Source organism: Streptomyces abyssalis (assembly GCF_001751365.1).
Lineage (GTDB): Bacteria > Actinomycetota > Actinomycetes > Streptomycetales > Streptomycetaceae > Streptomyces > Streptomyces abyssalis.
This window is the reverse complement of record NZ_LJGT01000038.1, coordinates 221,010-240,632: the sequence shown is the minus strand read 5'-3', so window position 1 is coordinate 240,632 and position 19,623 is coordinate 221,010. Positions and strand designations below refer to the sequence as shown.

Sequence of the window (19,623 nt, the reverse complement as noted above, 5' to 3'; positions counted from 1 at the left end):
GAAGGGGGGGGGTGGTTCAGGAGGTGCGCCCGCGGCGACGCTCGAGCACCAGGGCCGTGCCGCCGATGAGGAGGGCCACCGAGATGCCGGCGGCGGGCAGCACGGTGGTGCCGCTGGATGCCAGGCTTCCGTCGGGTCCCTCGGTTGAGGCTCCCTCGGAGCCGGCATCCGAACCGCCGCTGTCGGAGCCGCCGTTCGCCGAGCCGTCCGGGCCGGAACCTCCGCTGCCGCCGTCGTCACCGCCCGTGGAGCCGCCGTCGCTGGAACCTCCGTCGGAGCCACCGCTGTTGCCTCCGTCGGAGCCGCCGTCGCTGCCACCGGAGTTGCCGTCTCCTGGTGCGCAGACGATGTCGCTGAGACCCGGCTCGGCGTCCGCGCCGTCCACCTCGATCAGGGACTGGCCGGCGAGGGCCGGTATGACTTGAGCTGTGGCGCGCAGCGCGGAGCCGTCCGCGACGGGCTTCATGTAGCCGACGGCTCCGCGGTCCGCGGCTTTCGCGTCGCAGCCGAGCTGCATCGTCTTCAGCCAGGCGACGCCCTTGGCCGCGGCCTGCTCGCGTTCACCGGCCTTGAGCGCCTGCACGGCGAGCGCGGTGGTGTTGGAGTTGGCGGCCGATTCCGGCTCGCCGTAGGCGAATCCGCCGTTCTTGTTCTGGCGCTTCTCCAGCCAGTCCAGTGCGGGCGCGACGTCGTCCTCGCGCTCCGCGGCGAGGAGTGCCTGGACGGCCAGCCCGGTGCTGTCCACGTCGGACTTGCACTTGGCCGGGTCGCTCTTGAACGTGAGCGGATAACCGCCGTCCTTGCAGCGGGACTTGGCGAGGAAGTCCGTCGCCTTCTCCGGAAGCGAGCCGGCGCGGTCGAGACCCAGCACAGCGAGGGACTGCGTGAACTGGTTGGACATGTCGCCGGAAGCCGTGTCGTCGGTGAAGCGACCGCTGTCCTGCATGCGGTCCTTCAGCGTCTTGACGAGGTCGACGTCGCCGAAGGCCCCCGCGTCGCGGTGCTCGACCCCGGCGACGAGGGCGAGCTTGGCCGCCGCCCCCGCGTTGACGTCTCCCTTCACGCCTCGGCTGATGTACTCCTCGGCGTGATCGGCGAGCCAGTCGGTGGCCTTGTTCGCCGTGTCGCCTCCCGTGCCGCTGGCGGCCAGCCCGATGACGATGTCGGCGGTCAGACCGTGGTCGCCGGAGGCGTTGGTGCCCTTGGAGAGCTTGGAGGCGGCTCAGGTGGCGGCTGCCTGCGGGGGCGAGGTGTCGCCGGGGGGTGCGGCCTGGGCCGGGGTGGCCGACACGGCGGTGAACGCGAGGGCGGACAGAGCCGCGGCTCTGCCCAGCGAGGCGCGATTCATGACGTGAACTCCTTTACGAAAGGGCGGCGCGGGCGAGCGGGCTTGCCGTCGACGGGCGCGCGGTCGGACGAACTACGGGTGAAGGTGACGGGTGCCTCGAAGGCGGCACGTCTGTTGGCACGGCGCAGCGTTGCCAGGACGGCTCGTCCGGTGAGGACGATGGCGATGAGATTGGTGACCGCGCGGCCGGTGTCCCACCCGAAGGTGGAGCTGGCAAGGGTGAAGATGAGGAAGGTGTGCAGGTTCTCCGGCACGGAGGCGTCAGGGTCGAAGGACAGCTGGGTGTCCGGGCCGGCCGTGAAGGGCCAGAACCACATGTTCATGATGAAGCCGAACGTGTAGGCGGCGACGACTCCGTAGGCCGCCAGCATCGCGATCTCCCACCGGCCGGAGACCCTTCGGGGGAGCAGCCCGGCACCCAGTCCGATCCATGCCGAGCAGACTATCTGGAACGGCAGCCAAGGCCCGACCCCCGCGGTCAGCAGGGCCGAGGCGAACAGCGAGATCGCTCCGAGCGCGAAGCCGAATCCCGGGCCGAAGACCCGTCCCGCGAGGATCAGCAGGAAGAACACGGTCTCGATGCCGGCGGTGCCGGCGCCCAGCGGCCTCAACCCGGCGTTCACAGCGGCGAGGACGCCCAGCATCGCCAGAGCCTTGGTGTCGATGCCTCCCGACGACAGCTCCGCCAGGACCACGGCGAGGACCACCGGCATGGCGAGGATGAACAGCAGCGGCGCGTCGGCGGAGTGGGCGTTCGCCTCCGGCTGCGGGGGTGCGAACAGCGGCCAGAAGAACATGGTGAGGCCGGCCAGGCTCGCCAGGGTGAGCACGACGGCGGTGCGGGTGCTGATCCTGAGGGCGGACGTGCGGTGTCCGGGCGGGAGGCTCGCCCGTCTTCGGCGCCGCGGCCCCCGTCCGCCGGTTCCGGCTGGATTCATGCGGATGCCTCCTGGGGTGCCAGGGCAGCGGCCACCTGATCGACGGTCAGCCAGGTCTGGGGGTGAAGGATCTTGCTCACCTGCGGCGCGAACGCCGGGGAGGAGACCACGACGTCCGCTGTCGGACCGTCGGCCACGACCTCTCCCTCGGCCATCACCACGACCCGGTCGGCCGCGCCGGCAGTGAACTCCACGTCGTGGGTGGCGACCACGACGGACCGTCCTTCCCCGGCGAGGGCCCGCACGGACTCGGTGAAGCGGCGCTTGGCGTGGTAGTCGAGGCCCCGCGTCGGTTCGTCCAGCAGCACCACCTCGGGAGCGGCGACGAGCTGGACGGCCAGCACCAGCGCGAGTTTCTGGCCTTCCGAGAGGTCGCGGGGGTGACGGTCGCCGGGGACACCCGGGGCCAGGCCGTCCAGCAGCTGCCGGCACGCTCCAGGTGTCGCGCCGGCTTCGGTGTCCCCTTGCGCGCACTCGGCCTCGACGGTCTCCAGGTAGAGAAGATCGCTCGCCGTCTGCGGCACCAGTCCGACCAGGGCACGGGCCGCGCGGGCGGAGAGCTCGCCGGGATCGCTGCCTGCCACGTCGACGGTGCCGGAGCGCCGGGGCCCGGATCCCTGGAGAGCCCACAGCAGCGACGACTTGCCCGATCCGTTGCGGCCCATCAGGGCCACGACCTCGCCCCTCCGCAGTTCCAGGTCGACGTCCCGTACAGCGATCAGCGATCCGTACGACACGACGACCCGGCGGGCCGTCAGACCTGCTCCGGATTCCGGCCCGCGCTGGGTCGACGCGGTCGATGGGACGTCGGGCAGCTGCGGGGAGAGACGTTCCCGGAGGCCGGCGGCCTGACGGCGCGCGTCACGTACGGACAGCGGCAGCGGACGCCACCCCGCCAGCCGCCCCAGGTGCACCACCGGGGGTGCCACGTCGCTGTCCAGCATCAGCTCGGCCGGATCTCCGTCGCGTACGCCGCCGTCGCCCGTGAGATGCACCAGCCGGTCCGCGTACTGCAGCACCCGTTCCACGCGGTGCTCGGCCACCACCACGGTGGTGCCGAGATCGTGGACGAGTCTGACGACGGCGGCGAGTACCTCTTCGGCGGCGGTCGGGTCGAGCGCCGAAGTGGGTTCGTCCAGCACCAGCACCTTCGGATGGGTGGTGAGGACGGAGCCGATGGCGACGCGCTGCTGCTGCCCGCCCGACAGCGTCCGCAGGGCACGGTGCCGCAGTTCGGCGATGCCCAGCAGATCGAGCGTCTCCTCCACTCGCTTGCGCATCACCTCCGGGCGGAGACTCAACTGCTCCATCCCGTAGGCCAGTTCCTCCTCGACGGTGTCGGTGACGAAGCCGGCCAGCGGGTCCTGTCCCACGACTCCCACGAGATGGGCGAACTCCTGCGGCGGGAAGTCACGGGTGTCCTGGCCCGCCACCTCGACACGGCCGTGGAGATGGCCCCCTGTGAAGCGCGGCACCAGCCCGTTGACGGCGCCGAGCAGGGTGGACTTCCCGACCCCGGTGCGGCCGGTGACCAGGCAGAGCTCACCTTCTCCGATGCGGAGGTCCATATCCCGCAGGACGGCCTCGTCCGCACCGCTGTAGGTGAAGGTCACCTCGTCGAACGTGATCAAGAGACGGTCTCCTTGCTGGTCTCCCGCCGGGCGTTCTCCTCAGCCGCGGGGTGGGTGCGGGCAGGCTCGTCGTGTTCTGGGCCGGCCCGTTGTGGAGGCGTGAGCGCGGGCGGCGGAGTGAGCCAAGCCGGAAGAAGACCCACCAGCACGGTGAGTGCGGGCAGCAGCCCCAAGGTGGGCCAGGTCATCGGGGACAGCGAGGGATACAGATCGGCCGGATCGACCTTCGTCGTCACGTACATCAGCGCACCGGCGGTGACACCGGCGGCCACCGTCAGCAGCTCCGCCGTGCGCCAGCGGTCCGGCCGGTAGCGGCTGCGCCGCACCCGTCTGCCACCCAGCAGGAGCCCCGCGGTCGCCACTGCCAGCCCGGCCAGCAGCGCGGGCGCCCCCAGGTATGCGGGCACCGAGGAGTCCATGACGCCGTACAGGCCGGCGCACACGCCCAACAGGCCGGTGAGGACGAGGAATCCGGTGAGCAGCCGGGCGGCGGGTGCCGTACGGCCCGTGCGGCCGTAGCCGTGTGAGGCCATCGCCGCCGCCAGAGCCAGCGAACGCGTCAGGGCGTCTTCCAGGACGGGGATGAGGATGCCGCGCAGCGCACGCATGCCGCGCTGGGTGCCGCCCCGGAGCCGCCGCGCACGGCGGATGCGCTGCACGCTCTCCACCAACTGCGGCGCGACGCTGAGCGCGACGACGACGGATGTGCCGATCTCGTAGAGCGCGCCGGGCAGCGCCTTGAGCATCCGTTTCGGATTGGCCAGGGCGTTCGCCGCACCGACACACACCAGCATGGTGGCCAGACGCAGCCCGTCGTACAGACCGCTCAGCAGCTGCTCGGCGGCCACCGGCCCGAACAACCGTATCCCGGCGGTCCATTCGGGCAGCGGGACCTCAGGGAGCGTGAACAGGACGGTCTCTCCCTGCCCTCCGCCGAAGACGATGCGGAAGACCACGCGCATGAAGACGATGAAGGCGCCCAGAAGGAGATACATCCGGAAGGCCAGCGCCCAGGGTGCGTCGCCTCGCCGCTGTACCACTACGTATCCGCAGACGGCGACGATGAGCAGAAGCAGCAGGGGGTTCGTGGTCCGGCTGGCGGCGGTGGCCATTCCGAGGGCCCACAGCCACCACGCTCCCGGATGCAGGGAGCGCGGTATCCGGAAGCGGGCGGTGAGGCCGGCGGTGATGCGGGACGAGGACATGTGTGCTCAGTCGGCCTGTTCCGCCCGGGCCGCGCGGCGTCTGCGCCAGGCCGTGGCGCCTGCCGCCGCGGCGACCAGCACGACGGCGCCGATGGATGCCACGGTCCCGGCCGGCACCCCGCCGTCCCTCGCGGGGTCCGCGGTCTTCAGCCCGTCGCCGCCTGTGCCCTCCGTGCCGTCGGGCCCTGCGGCCGAGCCTTCCGAACCGGCCTCCGCATCCTTCGACTTGGACGGCTTCGCGGACTTCTCGTCCTCCTTCTTGCCCTTGGAGTCGTCCTTGGTCTTCGATTCCTCCTTCTTCTTGCCGTTCGCGTCGCCGGGGCCGCCCTTCCCGGCGCTGGCGGACGACCCCCCTGACGAACCTGCATCGTTGCCGCCGGAACCCGACGAGCTGCCACCGGAGTTGCCGCCACCGCCCGTGCCCCCGCCTCCGGGCCGCCGGGGTGCGACACCCGGGGGAGGGCTGGTGGACTGTGACTCGTCCTTGGAGAAGGACCATCCCTCGAAACTCCCCTTGGGCGGCGTCCGGTTCGTCACCCCGGAGTCGCTGTACTTCCAGCTGCCTCCGTTGGAGGAGTGCCAGTAGGACCAGTAGGCCGAGGTCGGAGGCGTGTCGATGCACGGCTCGGTGTCCGCTCCCGGCTTGCCCTCGATGCGGCAGATGAAGGCTTCGCCCCACCGGTTGGTGCCGGTGATCTTGAAGCCGGCGTTCTTGAGCGCTGCCAGGCCGGTGGACTGACTTCCGTGAGCACAGCGGATGACGGTGCCTCCGCCGAGGTCCTGGAAGTCGACGACGACGGTGACGCCGTCGCTGGTCTTGCAGTAGCCCGAACTGCCCTTGGCCGCCTGGGAGGCCGCCGCGGACGCCGACGGACTGAGCGCCGGTGACGTCCCGACGAGAACGGCAGCGGTTGCGGCGAGGGCCGCGGTCTTCGCGGCACCGGGTCTGACGCCGGGCATGGGGAGAAGTCCTTCCGGGCAGGCCGCATCGGGCCCCTGCCGGAGGCGTCCCGCAAAATGGCCCCGTACCTGCATTCGTGCGGTGGTGACGAATGCGGCAGGGGCCCGGAACGGCTCAGGAGGGCTCCACGCTGCAGACCATGACAGTGAGAAGCGGTGCACGTATCGCGCCGGGTGGTCCGACTCGCGGCTGAGGGTGCTCAGCCGCTCACGGTTGCAGGTCAGTGCCGGAATCCCACCGGCTTTCCCCGGGCGCGTACGCATTGAGTTGTCGGTGTCCATTCATGCGTGGACGTACCCGCATCGTACGGGCCGGCGAACTGCTACCGCCAGACGGCGATTTCAGGCCTCGTTCCCGGCGCGGCCCTCGTCCGGCGGTTGGGACGGCGCCGTGCCGAAGGCGCCGGGGGTCAGGCAGTGGTCAACGCGCGGACGTCCTCAACGATGCCGTCAGATGCCGTCAGATGCCGGCCGCTTCTCGACCCGCGCGAGATCCGCCGGGCGGGCGCCGGTGGTGAAGCGCCGCTCGGGGCGGAACTGGTCGCGGGTCGCCGAGGAGCCCGAAGCGTTGGCAGGCCTGTTCGGCCAGCACGGAGTCGTCGCCCACGGCCTGCCATCAAGTGGCCCAAGTCCTTGGCGCCGTCCGTAAGTTCCCGGTTCTTGCACGCCTCGCCGTGGGCGTGGAGGGCGGCGTTGATGCGGGTGCCGACTCGTCCGTCGGACGGCGACTGCGTCTGTGCTGCAAGTGACATCGCCGGCCGGGTCGTTGGCGGCTGTCTCCCGCTATCTCCCGCCGTTCGGCCCTTCGACCGGGTAGGGGATCGTCGTACGCCGGTCGGGGTCGACGGCGAGGCGTCCGCCGGCCGGTGGGCGGGCGCGCTGCGCGCAGTCGCGGCGTTCGCAGATGCGGCAGCCCAGGCCGATGGGTGTGGCCGCCGCGGGGTCGTCGAGCGCGACGCCTTCGGCATAGACGAGGCGCTGGGCGTGCCGCAGTTCGCAGCCCAGGGCGACAGCGAACTCGGCGCGCGGCGCACGGTGCCCGAACCCGCCTCGCGTCACGGTGCGTGCGACCCAGAAGTACCGCTTGCCGTCCGGCATTTCGGCGACCTGCGTGAGGATGCGGCCCGGGGCGGAGAACGCCTCGTAGACGGTCCACAGCGGGCACGTACCGCCGAGCCGTGAGAAGTGGAAGTCGGTGGCGGACTGGCGCTTGGAGATGTTGCCCGCACGGTCGACACGCAGGAACGAGAACGGCACCCCGCGCCGCCCCGTGCGCTGGAGCGTGCTGAGCCGGTGGCAGACCGTCTCGAATCCGACGCCGAAGCGCGTCTGGAGCATCTCCACGTCGTAGCGCAGCTCCTCGGCTGCTGCGTGGAAGGCGGTGTACGGCATGAGCAGCGCGCCCGCGAAGTAGTTGGCCAGCCCGATACGGGCGAGCCCCTTGGCCTGAGGTGAGGCGAAAGTGGTGCTGTCGGCGAGCGCGTCGAGGAGCCCGTCGTGCTCCAGCATCGCGAGTTGCGTGGCGAGCTGGAAGGCCTGCTGCCCCTCCGTCAGATAAGGGGAGAGGAAGAGCAGCCCGCGCTCGCGGTCGAAGCGGCGGGTGGACACGGCACGCTCGGGGCTCGACTGGACGATCTTGATGCCGTGCCGCTCGGTGAACAGCTCCCGCAGCACTGTGGCCGCCGAGCGGGCGGAGTCCAGGCCGAGATTCGCCACGGCCCGCTCCGCTTCGTCGTCCAGCGGGCCGAAGTGGTTGTGGTGGGCGTAGAAGAAGTCGCGCACCTCGTCGTGCGCCTCCAGCGGCGGCAGGGCCGCGGAGGGGTCGCCGGAGGCGAGCGCGGCGACCTGCTCGGAGGACTCGCGGTAGCGCCGGTGCAGCGCCACCAGGGCCCGGGCCGCTTCGGGGTGGTCACGGGCCACCTCGCCGGCTTCCTCGGGGCTCACGGTCACCCCGCTCGCCTCGTCGGCCAGGGCTGCCCGGAGATCCGTGGTGAGGCGCTCCTCGTCGGCTTCGGAGAAGAACTCCGCCTCCACGCCCAGCACTTCGGACAGGCGGAGCAGAACGGCGGCGGTCAGCGGGCGCTGGCTGTGTTCGATCTGGTTCAGATAGCTGGTGGAGATGTCCAGGGCGCGGGCCAGCTCGACCTGGTTCATGCCGTGCTGAGCGCGGAGCCTGCGCAGCTTGGCATGAGCGTAGATCTTCCGTGCCGGGGGCCGTCCCATGTCGCCGTTCCTCCCGAATCCCGGGCCCTGCTGTCCAGCCGTCGTTGCCAAGCTAGCATCCGCTGAATTTGCAAAATTCGCAGATTCGCAGGTACGGCACGGAGAGATTCCGCAGATTGGGCCAGTCGCGCTGGACGGCGACATGGAGCAATGCTCGGTTGCGAAGGATGTGTACGAAGCACCGTCGCGCCGAACGAGGAGTCCCGTGATCGACCACCAGGTACGTGTCCACCCCAGCGCCGACCGGCTGCCGCGCGAGGAGCAGCTCGCGTGGAAGCTGGCGGCCGTCGCCACCGGCACTCAGGAGACCGGCGCGATCGACCCGCAGGTCACCGCCATGGCCGTGAACCGCGTGATCGACAACGCCTCGGTCGCCGTGGCTTCGCTGCGCCGCCGGCCGGTCGCCGTCGCCCGCACCCAGGCACTCGCGCACGCCGGCGCGCCCGGCGCCTCGGTGTTCGGCACCGCGCCCGGCGTGCGGGTGTCCCCGGAGTGGGCGGCCTGGGCCAACGGCACGGCTGTACGGGAGCTGGACTTCCACGACACCTTCCTGGCAGCCGATTACTCCCACCCCGGGGACAACATCCCCCCGCTGCTGGCGGTCGCCCAGCACACCGGACGCTCCGGCGCGGAACTGCTGCGCGGCGTCATCGCCGCCTACGAGATCCACGTGGCGCTGGTGAGGGGCATCTGCCTGCACGCCCACCGCATCGACCACGTGGCCCACCTCAGCGCCGCCACCGCCTGCGGACTGGGGGCACTGCTGGGGCTGGAGACCGCGACGGTGTACCAGGCCGTCCAGCAGGCCGTGCACACCACGACCGCGACGCGGCAGTCCCGCAAGGGCGAGATCTCCTCGTGGAAGGCGTTCGCCCCGGCCTTCGCCGGGAAGGCCGCGATCGAAGCGGTCGACCGGGCGATGCGCGGCGAAGGAGCACCGTCCCCGGTCTACGAGGGCGAGGACGGCTTCCTCGCCTGGATGCTGGACGGGCCCGAGGCGGCGTACACCGTCGCACTGCCCGAGGCGGACGAGGCACGGCGCGCGATTCTCGACACCTACACCAAGGAGCACTCCGCCGAGTACCAGGCGCAGGCGGTCATCGACCTGGCGCGGCGGCTGCGCGAGCGCACCGGCCCCCTCACCGGCGTCCGGGAGATCGTGCTCCACACCAGCCACCACACCCACAACGTCATCGGTTCGGGCGCGAACGACCCGCAGAAGTACGACCCCGGGGCCAGCCGCGAGACCCTGGACCACTCGGTGCCGTACATCCTCGCCGTCGCTCTGGAGGACGGCGAATGGCACCACGAGCGTTCATACGCGCCCGAGCGGGCCCGGCGCGCGGAGACCGTCGCTCTGTGGCGGAAGATCTCGACCGTCGAGGACCCGGAGTGGACCCGCCGCTACCACGACCCGGACCCGAACAAGCGGGCCTTCGGGGGGCGTGCCGTCATCACGCTGGAGGACGGCACCGTCATCGAGGACGAACTGGCCGTCGCCGACGCGCACCCGGCGGGGGAGCGCCCCTTCGGCCGCGCACAGTACGAGGCCAAGTTCCGCACCCTCGCCGAGGGAATCGTCGAACCCGGCGCCCAGGACGCGTTCCTGACAGCCGCCGGGCGCCTGGCCGAACTGGACACGACCTCTCTCGCGGACCTGTTCCCGGCCGTGGACACCGAGGCCGTCGCGGCATACGACGCCACGCTTCCGAAGGGGCTGTTCTGATGCTGCACACCCGCACGACGCCCGCACAGCGCCGCCGGGCACTGCGCGAACGGCTCGCCACCGGGCGCCTGTTGACCATGCCGGGCGCCGTCAACCCGTACTCGGCGAAGCTGATCGAGGAACACGGGTATGAGGCCGCGTACCTCTCAGGCGCGGTGCTCGCCGCCGAACTGTGCCTGCCCGACATCGGGCTGACCACCTCCGCCGAGGTCGCCGCACGCGCCCAGCAGGTCACACGGGTGACCGACCTGCCCGTTCTCATCGACGCCGACACGGGCTTCGGCGCTCCGGTCAACGCCGCCCGCACCGTCCAGCTCTTCGAGGACGCCGGCCTCGCGGGGCTGCACCTGGAGGACCAGACGGCCGTCAAACGCTGCGGCCACCTCGACGGCAAGACCCTGGTCACGCGGGAGGAGATGGTCCAACGCGTACGCGCCGCCGCGGAGGCCCGACGCGACCCGGACTTCCTCCTGATGGCCCGCACCGACGCACGGGCCGTGGAGGGAATGGACGCGGCGATCGACCGCGCGAAGGCGTACGTCGACGCCGGTGCCGACGCCGTCTTCCCCGAAGCTCTCGCCGACGAGGCCGAGTTCGAAGCGTTCCGCAAGGCCGTGGACGTGCCGCTGCTCGCCAACATGACCGAGTTCGGCAAGACGCCGCTGCTGAACACCCGCACGCTTCAGGACCTCGGCTACGACATCGCGCTCTATCCCGTGACCTTCTTCCGGCTGATGAACGGGGCGGTCGAGGACGGGCTGCGCACGCTCGCCGCCGAAGGCACACAGGAATCGCTGCTGCCGCGCATGCAGACCCGCTCCCGCCTCTACGAGGTGCTCGGCTACGCCGACTACACGGCCTTCGACTCCGCCGTGCACGACTTCACGCTGCCACCCGGCGCCTGACCGGGACCCACACGGAGGCATACGAACATGACCACCACTGCATCCGACATCCGCAGGGGCCTCGCCGGCGTCGTCGTCGACACCACTGAGATCTCGACCGTCATCGAGGCGACCAACTCCCTCACCTACCGCGGCTATCCCGTCCAGGACCTGGCCGCCCGATGCTCGTTCGAGGAGGTCGCCTACCTGCTGTGGCACGGCGAGCTCCCGACGACGGCGCAGCTGGCGGAGTTCCGGGCACAGGAGCGTGCCCTGCGCCCGCTGGACCGCACCACCGCCGAACTCCTCGCGCGCGTCCCGGAGACCTGCCACCCGATGGATGTCCTGCGTACCGCCGTCAGCTTCTTCGGCGCCGAGGACCCCACCGAAGGCGACGACAGCCCCGAGGCCAACCGCGCCAAGTCCCTTGCCCTGCTGGCCAAGCTGCCCGTCGTGGTCGCCGCCGACCAGCGTCGGCGGCGCGGACTCGGCCCCATCACCCCGGACACATCTCTCGGCTACGCCGAGAACTTCTTCCACATGTGCTTCGGCACCGTGCCCGAACCCGAGGTCGTGCGCTGCTTCGAGATCTCACTGATCCTGTACGCCGAACACAGCTTCAACGCCTCGACGTTCACCGCACGCGTCGTCACCTCAACCCTCTCCGACCTCTACAGCGCGGTCACCGCGGCCATCGGCGCACTCAAGGGGCCGCTGCACGGCGGCGCCAACGAAGCCGTGATGCACATGCTCAACGAGATCCGTGACCCGCAGCGTGCCGCCGAGTGGCTGGAGGAGGCCCTGACGACCAAGCGGAAGATCATGGGCTTCGGCCACCGCGTCTACAAGCACGGCGACTCCCGCGTCCCGATCATGCAGGAGGCAACCGACCGGCTCATCGCCCGCTCAGGAGATCCCGGGACCACGCGGTTGGCTGCGCTGCACGCCGCCCTTCGCGACGCCATGATCAGCCGCAAGGGCATCCACCCCAACCTCGACTACCCGGCCGGTCTCGCGTACCACCTGATGGGCTTCGACATCCCGGCGTTCACGCCGATCTTCGTGATGAGCCGAATCACCGGGTGGACGGCCCACATCACCGAACAGCTCGCGCACAACGCCCTGATCCGCCCACTCGCCTCGTACACCGGCGTGGAGCAGCGGGTCGTCCCGGTCGCGTCCTGAGGTCCCGTTTCCCGCGGGCTGGTCAGCGGGACAGGGCGCAGTCCCCGCAGAGGGCCCCGTTGCGGTCCGGTGCGGCACGGTAGATCAGGCAGCAGCTGCGGCGCCGGAAAGTTCCGTCGGGGGTCGTGGTGCCGGCTTCGCGTAGTGGGGACCGCTCCAGGAGGAGGCTCGTGAGGGTGCGGGTCCGTGCTGAGAGTTCCGGGCGGGAAGATGTGATCATGGTCGCCGCTCCGTTGACGGCCGAGGCGGTGTTGCCCCACAGGATGTGCCGGGATACGGAGAACTCCGCCATGGCATCGGCGAGTTCGCGCAGCGGGCCGTCCAGCAGACGGCTGCTCAGTTCGTCGGCGATCCCGGTCGGCGAATCCGCGTGGCCGTCGGTGAAGGCGTCGCCGGGCAGGGAAAGGGGGCCCGGGCCACCGATCACGGGTTGCCACCGCAGATCCGCGAGGCCGGACGCAAGTACCAGACCGTGCAGCACCGCGGCGGCCAGGGCGGGAGAGACCAGTCGGGCGGCCAGTCCCAGGTGGGCGACGGACGCGGCGACCCGCGTTTCGACCGCGCCGGGCGGCTGCCCGCCGGCCGCGGCCAGCGAGTCCCGCACGCCTGTCACCCGGGCTTCGAGCAGGGGCCGGGAGAGCGGCTGCCAGGGTCCGGGCGGCTCGGTGCCGGGCGGGTGGGCCTGTACGGCGAAGAACGGACCGAGCGCCGTGACCTCCTCGACCACCGCTCTGACCGTGTAGGGGCTGGTCATGCCGGGAGCTGCGCGCCGACGACGTGGAGGCGGAACGCGAACGGCACGTCCGCCGGGAAGCCCGGGGAAACGGTGTCATCGCCACTTCGACGAGGCGCTTTCCCACGACTCGGCCAGGCACTCCCGTCCTGGAATGTCGGTGTTGTACGTGGCCGGCATGGCGTTACGGCCCCGGCGCTTGCCATCACGGTGCGCCTGCTCCGACCTCGACGACTTGTTGCGCGCATCTCGGCACGGCTCGGCATCGCGATCCTTCCCGGGGTGTTCTCGCCCCCAGCCGGTGGACGGCGACGGGTCAGTCTCCTGACTCCCGGATCACCGCTCGCCCCTGTCTTCCAGTCTTTGCGACCACAGGGCGTGGCCTTGCTGGGGTCCGCTCCCCGATCACAGTGGCGCGACCGTGCCGGAATCACACCGGCACCCTGAACCCCGTCGCCCTGCCTCGTCATTGTGACGCACGGCCGGCAGCCCGCCCGTCAGCGCGGGTTCGAGGCCGATCGGCCTGGACGGCACCCGGATGGAATGATGGCCCGTGACATGGCGACGGCGGTCGGAGGAAGCCGGTGTGAATCCGGCGCGGTACCGCCACTGTGATCGGCGAGCGGATCCCCGACACGCCACCGCCCCGGGCGGGGTGGGAAGGCCGGGACGAGCCTTGACCCGAGAGCCAGGAGACTCACCCGTCGCCTCCTCGACGTGCCGGGGCGGATCTCCCCGGAGAGAGGGAGGGTTCGGCGTGCCTGAGGCATCGGTCGATGAGGTGTCCGGCGAGGCGGAGGCAGCGGAGACGACCGGCCGTGCGCCGTGCCGGATCGTCGTGTGCCGGGACTGCTGCTGCGGCAGCCCCAAGGTGACCGGACTGGATCACGCGGCGCAGACGGCTCGCCTGCGGGAGGAGGCGCCTGTTCGCGTGTCCGGCTGTCTGGACGTATGTGACCAGGCCAACGTCATCGTCGTACAGCCTTCCGCCGACGGCCGTGCCGCCGGCGCCCGGCCCGTCTGGCTGGGTCTGGTCAACAGCGCGGACGCGACCGAGGACGTCACCGCCTGGGTCCGGGCGGGCGGCCCCGGCATCGCTCCGCGGCCGGAGATCCTCGACCTGCACGCCATCGCGCCGCCGCGACGGGGGCTTGCCGGGAATCGTCGCGCTGCGCCCCCGATCCGTGATCGGGGGCAGTGAAACAGCCCCCGCTACCGGCTCCCGGAGCCGCGCACCGCGGGTACGGGCCGGCAGGCGGCTTCTCCGCAGCGGCGGGGCCGGCGGGCGTTCGGCCCGGCAGCCCTCAGCTCCACGAGGTGTGATGCCTGTCACATCTCTGTGGATGAGTGTTCCGGAACCCCACTCGCCCTCCGCCCGACTACCTGCAGGCACCCCATGCCTCGGGGATGCGACGGGAGCACGGAGAGGAACAGCATGGTGACCAGCACGGCGACCACGCCGGAGTTGGAGGAGTCACCCTCCGATGCTCCGGCCACCGAAGCGACAGGGACACGGGCGGGCATCCGGGCGCTGCTGCTGCGCCTGCACTTCTACGCCGGGGTCTTCATCGCGCCCTTCCTGCTCGTCGCGGCCGTGACCGGCCTGTTCTACACGGCGATGCCGCAGGTGGAGAGGACGCTGTATCAGCACGAGTTGAAGGTGACCCCGGATGGCGACCCGGACCGGCTGGCCGTTCAGGTGGCGGCCGCGAAGAAGGCCGTGCCGGACGGCGAGCTGGTCTCCGTGACGACCGGGCCGGGCCCCGAGGACAGTACGCGGGTCGTCTTCGAGGAGCCGGGGCTGAAGGAGGGGTACACGCGGACGGCCTTCGTGAACCCCTACGACCACTCGGTACTCGGCACGCTGGAGACCTTCGGGCAGTGGCTCCCGGTTCGCGCCTGGTTCGACGATCTGCACCGCAACCTCCACCTCGGCGACTTCGGCCGGAACTACAGCGAGATCGCGGCGAGTTGGCTGTGGGTCGAGGTGGGCGGCGGGCTGGTGCTGTGGATCGGGATGCGCCGCTCGCGCCGGAAGCTGCGGGGCACCCTGCTGCCGGACCGGTCGGCACCCGCCGGGCGCCGCCGGGTGAGGTCCTGGCACGGCGCGGTCGGGCTGTGGGCCGCTGCCGGTCTGCTGGGCCTGTCGGCCACGGGACTGACATGGTCCGCATACGCGGGTGCCAACATCACGCAGCTCCGGGAGCAGTTGAACAGCCCCACGCCGGAGGTCGCGGCCACCGTGCCCCACGCCGATCACACCGGCGGCTCGGGGAAGCCGGGCGGCCGGGACATCGGCTTCGACGGCGCCGTCCGTGAGGCACGGGAGGCCGGACTCGGAGGCGTCCTGGACATCACGCCCCCGGCCGACAGCGGCAGTGCGTATGTCGTGAAGGAGAACACGCGCTCCTGGCCCGAGCGGCAGGACTCCGTGGCGGTCGCGCCGGACTCCGGGAAGATCACCGCGACCCTCCGATTCGACGACTACCCGCTGCTGGCGAAGCTGTCCCGGTGGGGTGTGGACGCGCACATGGGCCTGCTGTTCGGCCTGGTCAACCAGATCGTGCTGGCGCTGCTGGCCATCGCGCTGATCGCCATGATCTGTTGGGGATACCGGATGTGGTGGCTGCGCCGGCCCACGCGAGGTGCCGACGCCGGCCGGCGGCCACGGCCCGGACGGGCTCCGGCGCGGGGCGCATGGCGCCGCATTCCGGGACGGGTGCTGGCTCCCGCCGCCGTCGTGACCGCGCTGGTGGCGTACTGGCTCCCTTGGCTCGGCATTCCGCTTCTGCTGTTCATGACCGTGGATCTGGTGACGGGCCGGATGCGCCGCAACCGCGAGCCGAAGGAGGTGGGCGTGTGATCTCCGCACCCGGCCTGCGCCTGATACTCACCGCCGCACTGGCGGTGCTGGCGGTCTATGCACTGTGGCGGGCTGTCCGCGCTCCTCGGCTCGCCGGGGGAGTCTCACACCTTCTGCACGCCGCCATGGCGGTGGCGATGGCCGTCATGTGCTGGCCGCAGGGCATGGACGTACCGGCGGTTCCGCAGGCGGTCTTCTTCGTGGCGGCGGCGCTGTGGTTCCCGGTGGCGGCCGTTGCCGGCGGGCCCGGGGGCACCGGCCGCTCCCGTGCGCAGAAGGTCCTCGCGGCGTTGCCGCACACCGCGGTCATGGCGGGCATGGCGTGGATGCTCCACGCGATGGACGAGTCGATGGGCGCTTCCCCGCACGCCTCAGGCGCGGCGGGGCACGGTGCGTCGGGCGGTCACCACGCTGCCGCGCCGGCGGACCTGGCGGCGATGTCGCTGCACGGCAGCGGTCAGCAGACCGTCTCCTGGATCCTGGCCGCCGCCTTCGTGGCGCTGTGCCTGTGGTGGCTGGCACGGGGGTTCGACGCGGCGCGCAGTCCGGCGCCGGTCTCCGCCCGGCCCGCCGCCTCCAGCAGTGCGCAGCAAGTGCCCGGCGATCTTCTGTGCCACGGCGTGATGGCGCTGGTGATGGCCGTCATGTTCGTACTCGTCGCCTGAGCCGAAAGCCTGCTCTCCGCCCGGCGGGACCCGCCGGTCAGCGAAGTTCTCCGGGGCGGACGGCGACGGCCTGGACGGTGACGGGCCGCAGATCCTCGAAGTGGAGGGTGAAGCGGACCCGTTCGCCTGCCTTGATCCTCGGCGCGGGCGTGACCATGACGTTCAGCGAGTACGGCGACATGCGCAGGGTGCCGTGCGGGCGGACGGAGATGTACGGCACCATCGTCATGCTCCGTGCGCCCCCGCCTGTCGTCACGTTCCGGCTCAGCATGGTGCGGCTGCCCTGCTCGGTGGTGACGCCGGTCAGCCGCTCGCTCACATCACCGGTGTTGCGGATGGTGAAGAAGGCGGAGGTGGCGCCTTCCCGCAGTGGTGTGAAGATGCGGCCCTGTGTGACCTCCAGCCCGCGCGGCGCTCCGGCATGGCCCGCGGTCGTCCACGCCGTCAGCGCCGCCAGAGCAGCGATACACGTCGCGATCGGAACGACCGCGGCCCGCAGCGAGTTCACGAGTGCCTGTGCGTTTCCGGTCCTTGCAGGCGAGTTCATGCCGTCTCCTGGAATCCGGTCCCGAGCCGGGACGGTGTGCGAGCTCGGCCTCCGGGCGCGGGGCTCCACGTGCGCAGCCGGAGGCTGTTGCCGACGACGAGCAGTGAACTGGCGGACATGGCGGCCGCGGCGAACATCGGGTTGAGCAGGCCGACCGCGGCCAGCGGCACGGTGACGAGGTTGTAGCCGAAGGCCCACAGCAGGTTGGCGCGAATGGTGCCGAGGGTCTGCCGCGCCAAGTGCACCGCGTCGGGCAGCGCTTGGATGTCCTCGCGGGTGAGCGTGATGTCGGCGGCGCCGATGGCGGCATCGGCGCCGCCGCTCATGGCGATGCCCAGGTCCGCCTCGGCGAGGGCCGCGGCGTCGTTGACGCCGTCCCCCACCACGGCCACCCGGCTGCCGTCCTCTTTCAGCCTCTTCACCAGCGCCGCCTTGTCCTCCGGGCGTACCGCCGCGTGGACGTCGGTGATGCCCAGCCGCGCGGCGACGGCACGTGCGGTGGCTTCCGCGTCCCCGGACGCCAGAACCGGATCCAGTCCGAGACGGCGCAGGCGGTCCACGGCACGGTAGGCGTCGCTGCGCAGTGCGTCTCCCAGACGGATGACGCTGTCCGGTACGCCGTCGACCGTGACGAGCACCGCTGTGCTGCCTTCATCCTCGGCCGTCCGCACGGCGTCACGCAGCGGACCGGGAAGGCCGTACTCGTCGTGCGGGCGGCCGACCTGCACGGCCCTGCCTTCGACGTTCGCCTTCACACCCTGCCCCGGGACGTCGGTGAACTCCGTTGCACGAGCCAGCGGTTGTGCCTGCTCCAGACCCACAGCGTGGGCAGTGATCGCGGCGGCGAGCGGGTGCGCGGACGCTCGTTCGACCGAAGCGGCCAGGCGCAGGGAACCGGCCGCGTCGGCGCCGTCGGAGGTGGTGACGCCGAGGACGCTCATGCGTCCGGTGGTCAGCGTGCCCGTCTTGTCCAGCACCACGGTGTCGACGCGGCGCAGCGACTCCAGCGCCCTCGGTCCGCGGACGAGGATGCCCAGTTGCGCGCCGCGGCCGGTCGCCGCCAGCAAGGCCGTGGGCGTGGCCAGGCCGAGGGCGCATGGGCAGGCCACGACGAGTACGGCGACCGCCGCCGTGATGGCGGATTCGGCCGCGGCCCCGGCACCGAGCCAGAAGCCGAGGACGGTGACGGAGACGGTCAGCACGGCGGGGACGAAGACGGCTGCGATGGCGTCGGCGAGACGCTGCACCTTCGTCTTGCCGGTCTGTGCCTCCTCCACCAGACGTGTGATGCGGGCGAGTTGAGTGCCGGCCCCGACGACGCTCGCCCGTACTTCGAGCAGGCCGCCGGAGTTGAGGGCCCCGCCGACGACCCGTGCACCGGGGCCCGCCTCGACGGGACGGCTCTCCCCGGTGATCAGGGAGAGGTCCAGCGCCGAATTGCCTTCGACGACGGTGCCGTCCGTCGCCACGCGCTCCCCGGGCTTGACCAGGAAGTGGTCGCCGACCTGGAGTTCACCGATCGGGACGCGCCGCTCCTCGCCGTCCACGAGCAGGAGGGCGTCCTTGGCGGCGAGTTCCGCGAGAGAGGTCAGCGCAGAGCCCGTACGGTGCCGGGCCCGGCTCTCCAGCATGCGGCCGGTGAGGACGAACAGCGGGACGGCGACGGCCGCTTCCAGATAGATGTGAGCCGTACCGCCGGGGGAGGGCAGCAGCGTGAAGGGCATCGTCATGCCGGGGACGCCCGCCCCGCCACCGAAGAGGGCGTAGCACGACCACGAGAAAGAAGCGGCGACTCCGAGCGAGACGAGCGTGTCCATGGTGGCCTCGCCGTGCCGCAGCCCGCGCAGGGCGCGCCGGTGAAAGGGCCAGGCGCTCCACGTCGCGACGGGAGCCGCCAGGGTCAGGCACAACCACTGCCAGTTGCGGAACTGCCAGGCGGGGACCATCGACAGCACCAGCACGGGTACGGACAGCACCAGCGTGACCATGAGCCGGTTCCACGCCTGCTCGTTGGTCTCCCCGCCCGGGACGGGAGCGGCTGAGGGCCCGCCTCCGGCCGCGCCGCCGGCGCCCGGAGACGGTGCGGGCTCCGGGAGGCTCGCCGTGAACCCAGCCCCCTCCACAGTGGTGATCAGTTCTGTGACGGGGAGAGAGGCCGGGTGGTCGATCATGGCCCTGCCGGTGGCGAGGTTGACCGTCGCGGAGACCCCTTCCAGCCGGCCGAGCTTCTTCTCGACCCGGCCCACGCACGCCGCGCACGTCATCCCCCCGACGACCAGCACGCTGCTGACGGGCGGGGACTTGTGCGTGGCGGCGTCCCCGGACGCCCGCGCGGGCTCCTGAGGTGAAGCCGCGCCGGGCTTGCTGTCCGTCACCGTCCTGCCTCCTGACGCGGAGGAAGCCTCAGGCCGTGCGTGTCGTGCCCCTCCCCGTGCTCGCCCGTCTTCGGACCGCCGGGGTCCCCGTGGATCGGCCGCATCCCCGGTGCCACCGGTCCGGCGACGGCACCGGCCGCGTAGGAGACCGCGAACAGCACCGCCAGCAGCAGCACGAACCCGGCCACGGCCGGTGCCGGCAGCCACCGCCCGAAGGCGGAGGCGGATGCCTCGGGGGTTCCCTCATGGACGGGGTCGGTCATGGGTCCTCCACGGATCGGGGGAACGACGTCGGGCCGCAGCGCCGGAGCCCCCCCGTGGCCCTTGGCATGAGCCTTCT

The 19,623-nt window shown here is 71.4% G+C and carries 17 protein-coding genes and 2 riboswitches; of the genes, 6 read left to right on the top strand and 11 right to left on the bottom strand.

The features are described from left to right. Positions 1–16: 16 nt before the first annotated feature. From AN215_RS08315 to AN215_RS08285, 7 genes are all read right to left on the bottom strand, one after another. The gene (locus tag AN215_RS08315) at positions 17–1,063 is read right to left on the bottom strand and encodes a prenyltransferase/squalene oxidase repeat-containing protein (RefSeq protein ID WP_070013227.1); all 1,047 of its coding nucleotides are present in this window, start codon (positions 1,061–1,063) and stop codon (positions 17–19) included. Positions 1,064–1,222: 159 nt separating this feature from the next. Continuing rightward, entirely contained in the window at positions 1,223–1,348 is a 126-nt protein-coding gene (locus AN215_RS30620; protein ID WP_275520821.1) for a hypothetical protein, read from the bottom strand. Beyond that, entirely contained in the window at positions 1,345–2,286 is a 942-nt protein-coding gene (locus AN215_RS08305; RefSeq protein WP_079122817.1) for an ECF transporter S component, read from the bottom strand. The genes AN215_RS30620 and AN215_RS08305 overlap by 4 nt, the downstream gene beginning before the upstream one ends. Next, positions 2,283–3,917, bottom strand: coding sequence for an ABC transporter ATP-binding protein (locus AN215_RS08300; RefSeq protein WP_070013229.1), 1,635 nt, complete (start codon positions 3,915–3,917; stop codon positions 2,283–2,285). The genes AN215_RS08305 and AN215_RS08300 overlap by 4 nt, the downstream gene beginning before the upstream one ends. Continuing rightward, positions 3,914–5,122 (bottom strand): CbiQ family ECF transporter T component, encoded by a 1,209-nt coding sequence (locus AN215_RS08295; protein ID WP_079122816.1) that lies wholly within the window; start codon positions 5,120–5,122, stop codon positions 3,914–3,916. Before AN215_RS08295 ends, AN215_RS08300 begins: the two co-directional genes overlap by 4 nt. Before the next feature lie 6 nt (positions 5,123–5,128). Beyond that, complete coding sequence (locus AN215_RS08290; RefSeq protein WP_070013230.1) at positions 5,129–6,082, bottom strand: hypothetical protein; 954 nt, start codon at positions 6,080–6,082, stop codon at positions 5,129–5,131. A gap of 783 nt (positions 6,083–6,865) precedes the next feature. Further along, a complete protein-coding gene (locus AN215_RS08285) occupies positions 6,866–8,305 on the bottom strand; it encodes a short-chain fatty acyl-CoA regulator family protein (RefSeq protein WP_070013231.1) in 1,440 nt (479 codons plus the stop codon). 205 nt (positions 8,306–8,510) lie between these two features. Between AN215_RS08285 and AN215_RS08280 the strand changes: the two genes are divergently transcribed. The 3 genes from AN215_RS08280 to AN215_RS08270 are packed head-to-tail and all read left to right on the top strand — an operon-like array spanning position 8,511 to position 12,100. Continuing rightward, positions 8,511–10,031, top strand: a complete 1,521-nt coding sequence (locus AN215_RS08280) for an MmgE/PrpD family protein (RefSeq protein ID WP_070013232.1) — start codon at positions 8,511–8,513, stop codon at positions 10,029–10,031. Next, on the top strand, positions 10,031–10,936 hold the full coding sequence (gene prpB / locus AN215_RS08275) for a methylisocitrate lyase (protein ID WP_070013233.1): 906 nt from the start codon (positions 10,031–10,033) through the stop codon (positions 10,934–10,936). The genes AN215_RS08280 and prpB overlap by 1 nt, the downstream gene beginning before the upstream one ends. A gap of 27 nt (positions 10,937–10,963) precedes the next feature. Then, entirely contained in the window at positions 10,964–12,100 is a 1,137-nt protein-coding gene (locus AN215_RS08270; RefSeq protein WP_070013234.1) for a bifunctional 2-methylcitrate synthase/citrate synthase, read from the top strand. A gap of 22 nt (positions 12,101–12,122) precedes the next feature. On the opposite strand, the gene AN215_RS08265 is transcribed toward AN215_RS08270, so the two are convergent. Continuing rightward, positions 12,123–12,854 (bottom strand): (2Fe-2S)-binding protein, encoded by a 732-nt coding sequence (locus AN215_RS08265; protein ID WP_070013235.1) that lies wholly within the window; start codon positions 12,852–12,854, stop codon positions 12,123–12,125. Between the two features lie 276 nt (positions 12,855–13,130). Next, a riboswitch (cobalamin riboswitch) is annotated at positions 13,131–13,302 on the bottom strand. 105 nt (positions 13,303–13,407) lie between these two features. Next, a riboswitch (cobalamin riboswitch) is annotated at positions 13,408–13,532 on the top strand. An 82-nt stretch (positions 13,533–13,614) separates the two neighbouring features. On the opposite strand from AN215_RS08265, the gene AN215_RS08260 reads away from it, so the two are divergent. From AN215_RS08260 to AN215_RS08250, 3 genes are all read left to right on the top strand, one after another. Further along, positions 13,615–14,034 carry a hypothetical protein gene (locus AN215_RS08260; protein WP_070013236.1) on the top strand — a complete coding sequence of 140 codons (420 nt, stop codon included), beginning with the start codon at positions 13,615–13,617 and terminating at the stop codon, positions 14,032–14,034. A gap of 234 nt (positions 14,035–14,268) precedes the next feature. After that, positions 14,269–15,696, top strand: a complete 1,428-nt coding sequence (locus AN215_RS08255) for a PepSY-associated TM helix domain-containing protein (protein WP_070013237.1) — start codon at positions 14,269–14,271, stop codon at positions 15,694–15,696. Next, positions 15,693–16,361 (top strand): DUF5134 domain-containing protein, encoded by a 669-nt coding sequence (locus AN215_RS08250; RefSeq protein WP_070013238.1) that lies wholly within the window; start codon positions 15,693–15,695, stop codon positions 16,359–16,361. The genes AN215_RS08255 and AN215_RS08250 overlap by 4 nt, the downstream gene beginning before the upstream one ends. 37 nt (positions 16,362–16,398) lie before the next feature. Here AN215_RS08250 and AN215_RS08245 read toward each other — a convergent pair whose 3' ends face one another. The 3 genes from AN215_RS08245 to AN215_RS08235 all read right to left on the bottom strand — a co-directional run bounded on the left by AN215_RS08245 (position 16,399) and on the right by AN215_RS08235 (position 19,546). Beyond that, positions 16,399–16,908 carry a copper chaperone PCu(A)C gene (locus AN215_RS08245; protein ID WP_070013239.1) on the bottom strand — a complete coding sequence of 170 codons (510 nt, stop codon included), beginning with the start codon at positions 16,906–16,908 and terminating at the stop codon, positions 16,399–16,401. Beyond that, positions 16,905–19,172, bottom strand: coding sequence for a heavy metal translocating P-type ATPase (locus tag AN215_RS08240; protein ID WP_070013899.1), 2,268 nt, complete (start codon positions 19,170–19,172; stop codon positions 16,905–16,907). Before AN215_RS08240 ends, AN215_RS08245 begins: the two co-directional genes overlap by 4 nt. 107 nt (positions 19,173–19,279) lie before the next feature. Continuing rightward, positions 19,280–19,546, bottom strand: coding sequence for a hypothetical protein (locus tag AN215_RS08235; RefSeq protein ID WP_070013240.1), 267 nt, complete (start codon positions 19,544–19,546; stop codon positions 19,280–19,282). Positions 19,547–19,623: the final 77 nt, after the last annotated feature.

What these genes read in the sequence shown, in the direction of transcription:
- AN215_RS30620 (WP_275520821.1), bottom strand. Translation starts at nt 1,348, where the DNA reads ATGAATCGCGCCTCGCTGGGCAGAGCCGCGGCTCTGTCCGCCCTCGCG.
- AN215_RS08305 (WP_079122817.1), bottom strand. Translation starts at nt 2,286, where the DNA reads ATGAATCCAGCCGGAACCGGCGGACGGGGGCCGCGGCGCCGAAGACGG.
- AN215_RS08295 (WP_079122816.1), bottom strand. Translation starts at nt 5,122, where the DNA reads ATGTCCTCGTCCCGCATCACCGCCGGCCTCACCGCCCGCTTCCGGATA.
- AN215_RS08290 (WP_070013230.1), bottom strand. Translation starts at nt 6,082, where the DNA reads ATGCCCGGCGTCAGACCCGGTGCCGCGAAGACCGCGGCCCTCGCCGCA.
- AN215_RS08285 (WP_070013231.1), bottom strand. Translation starts at nt 8,305, where the DNA reads ATGGGACGGCCCCCGGCACGGAAGATCTACGCTCATGCCAAGCTGCGC.
- prpB (WP_070013233.1), top strand. Translation starts at nt 10,031, where the DNA reads ATGCTGCACACCCGCACGACGCCCGCACAGCGCCGCCGGGCACTGCGC.
- AN215_RS08270 (WP_070013234.1), top strand. Translation starts at nt 10,964, where the DNA reads ATGACCACCACTGCATCCGACATCCGCAGGGGCCTCGCCGGCGTCGTC.
- AN215_RS08265 (WP_070013235.1), bottom strand. Translation starts at nt 12,854, where the DNA reads ATGACCAGCCCCTACACGGTCAGAGCGGTGGTCGAGGAGGTCACGGCG.
- AN215_RS08255 (WP_070013237.1), top strand. Translation starts at nt 14,269, where the DNA reads ATGGTGACCAGCACGGCGACCACGCCGGAGTTGGAGGAGTCACCCTCC.
- AN215_RS08245 (WP_070013239.1), bottom strand. Translation starts at nt 16,908, where the DNA reads ATGAACTCGCCTGCAAGGACCGGAAACGCACAGGCACTCGTGAACTCG.
- AN215_RS08240 (WP_070013899.1), bottom strand. Translation starts at nt 19,172, where the DNA reads ATGACGTGCGCGGCGTGCGTGGGCCGGGTCGAGAAGAAGCTCGGCCGG.
- AN215_RS08235 (WP_070013240.1), bottom strand. Translation starts at nt 19,546, where the DNA reads ATGACCGACCCCGTCCATGAGGGAACCCCCGAGGCATCCGCCTCCGCC.